Origin of the sequence: Catenibacterium sp. (genome assembly GCF_052354645.1) — a bacterium.
Taxonomy (GTDB): domain Bacteria; phylum Bacillota_I; class Bacilli_A; order Erysipelotrichales; family Coprobacillaceae; genus Catenibacterium; species Catenibacterium mitsuoka_A.
The window spans coordinates 1-2,499 of sequence record NZ_DAWDDM010000288.1 but is presented as its reverse complement, the minus strand read 5'-3'; the positions used below and the strand labels follow the sequence as shown (position 1 = coordinate 2,499).

Here is a 2,499-nt window from a genome sequence, read left to right as displayed (position 1 = left end):
TTACTAGGTAAATATAAAGAAGTCACTATTAGAATGCCTGGTGGCTGTTATTTAGGACCTCGCCCTATTGATCTTCATTTAAAAGGATTTGAAGCATTAGGTGCTGATATTAATTATGATGAAGAAACAGGAACATATCATTTAAAGGCTGATGAACTTATTGGAACTGAAATCTATCTAGATTTCGCTTCTGTAGGTGCTACTATCAATATTATGTTAGCAGCAGTTAAGGCTAAAGGTCGTACTGTTATTGAAAATGCAGCTAAGGAACCAGAAATCATTGATGTTGCCAACCTTCTTACTAAGATGGGTGCGAGAATCCGTGGTGTGGGTACAGATACTATTACTATTGATGGTGTAGAACATATGCATGGTGCATATCATGAAATTATTCCTGATCGTATTGAAGCAGGTACTTTCTTGATTATTGCAGCAGCTATTGGTGAAAAGATGGTTATCCAGAATATTATTCCACAGCATTTAGATGCGCTTATTTCTAAATTAAAGGAAATGGGCATTAAGATGGAAAAGATTGGCGACAGCATTGTTGTATATGGTAATGATGGAAATTTAAAGCCTGTTGAAGTAAAGACACAGATCTATCCAGGATTTGCGACAGACTTGCAACAGCCTTTAACAACTCTATTAACACAGGGTAATGGACAATCTAAAGTTTCTGAAACTATTTATAAAGAAAGATTTAAGCATTGTGCTCAGCTTAATAAGATGGGAGCAGATATTGAATTAGGTGAAGCGTGTGCTTATATAAAAGGCAAGACACCTCTACATGGTGCAAGAGTAATGGCTACAGATTTACGCTGCGGTGCGGCTCTTGTGGTGGCTGGTTTAATGGCAGAAGGTAAAACAGAAATTACAAATGTCTACCATATTGACCGTGGTTATGATAATATAGACCACAAGCTCATCACATTAGGAGCACACATTACTCGTTATATGATTGACGATTAATGTTGATAGGAGGAGAAGCTATGAGTGACAAGTTAAAAGTTGGTATTTTAGGTGCGACTGGTATGGTTGGACAGAGATTTAATACTCTTCTAGATAACCATCCATGGTTTGAAGTGACTACACTTGCAGCAAGTAAGTCTAGTGCGGGAAAGACTTATGAAGAAGCAGTAAAAGGCAGATGGAAAATGGATACACCTATTCCTGAAGCAGTCAAGAACATTGTCGTAAAAGATGTTGCAGATGTAGAAGATATTGCGAAGGAAGTTGATTTTGTATTCTCAGCAGTAAATATGAGTAAAGAAGAAATCAAAGCAATTGAAGAAGCATATGCAAAAGCAGAAACACCTGTTGTTTCAAACAACAGTGCACACAGATGGACACCTGATGTTCCTATGGTTATTCCAGAAATCAACCCAGAACATTATGCTGTCATCGAAGATCAGAGAAAGAGACTAAGAACTAAGAAAGGTTTTATCGCAGTAAAGCCTAACTGTTCAATCCAGTCTTATACACCTTGCTTAGCAGCATGGAAGGAATTTGAACCAACAAAGGTTGTAGTAAGTACATACCAGGCTATTTCTGGTGCTGGAAAGACTTTTAAGGAATGGCCAGAAATGGTAGGAAACATCATTCCTTTAATCAGTGGGGAAGAAGAAAAGTCTGAACAGGAACCATTAAAAGTATTTGGTCATATTGAAAATGGTAAAATCGTTAAAGCTGAAGGACCTATTATTAGTGCCCAGTGTATTCGTGTACCAGTATTAAATGGTCATACAGCAACTGTTTCTATTAGTTTCAATAAGAAGCCTACTAAAGAAGAATTAATTGATCGTTTAAATAACTTCAAGGGACAACCACAGGAATTTAAGCTTCCACATGCACCTGAACATTTCATCAGATACATGGAAGAAGAAAACCGTCCACAGGTTACATTAGATGTAGACTATGAAGGTGGTATGGGAGTTTCTATTGGTAGACTTAGAGAAGATAACATCTTTGATTATAAGTTTGTAGGTTTATCTCACAACACTTTAAGAGGTGCTGCAGGTGGTGCTGTTGAAAGTGCTGAAATGTTAACAAAATTAGGTTATATTACTAAGAAATAAATTTAAAAAAGCTATTGTATTTCAATAAAAAATGATGTACAATACACTAGCAACTTACTTTGAAGTAGCAAATATTTCAAGGCGGAAGGAGATAAGACAATGAGAGCTGGAATTCATCCAAATTACAAAAAAGTAAAAGTAATCTGCACATCATGTGGTAACGAATTCGAAACTGGTTCAGTTTTAGATGAAATCCGTGTGGATACTTGTTCAAACTGTCATCCATTCTACACTGGTAAACAGAGATTTGCGAGTGCTGATGGTAGAGTTGAAAAATTCAATAAGAAATACGGTCTTAAATAAGACGCAAGAACCTGTTCTACAGGTTCTTTTTTTACGTAAAAAAGATGTCCATACTATGTATGGACACAATGGAGTCAACTTAAGAAGTTGGCTCTTTTTTATTGCTTTTTTTCCTATTATA

3 protein-coding genes are annotated in these 2,499 nt (G+C 36.2%); all 3 read left to right on the top strand.

Annotated features, from left to right (window positions below; translation table 11 throughout):
- On the top strand, nt 1-969 hold a 969-nt coding region (murA, locus tag ACT8VG_RS10065), incomplete at its 5' end, for a UDP-N-acetylglucosamine 1-carboxyvinyltransferase (protein ID WP_444195782.1).
- A gap of 20 nt (nt 970-989) precedes the next feature.
- Complete coding sequence (asd, locus tag ACT8VG_RS10060; RefSeq protein WP_444195781.1) at nt 990-2,075, top strand: aspartate-semialdehyde dehydrogenase; 1,086 nt, start codon at nt 990-992, stop codon at nt 2,073-2,075.
- A gap of 99 nt (nt 2,076-2,174) precedes the next feature.
- Entirely contained in the window at nt 2,175-2,378 is a 204-nt protein-coding gene (gene rpmE / locus ACT8VG_RS10055; protein WP_006507087.1) for a 50S ribosomal protein L31, read from the top strand.
- Nucleotides 2,379-2,499: the final 121 nt, after the last annotated feature.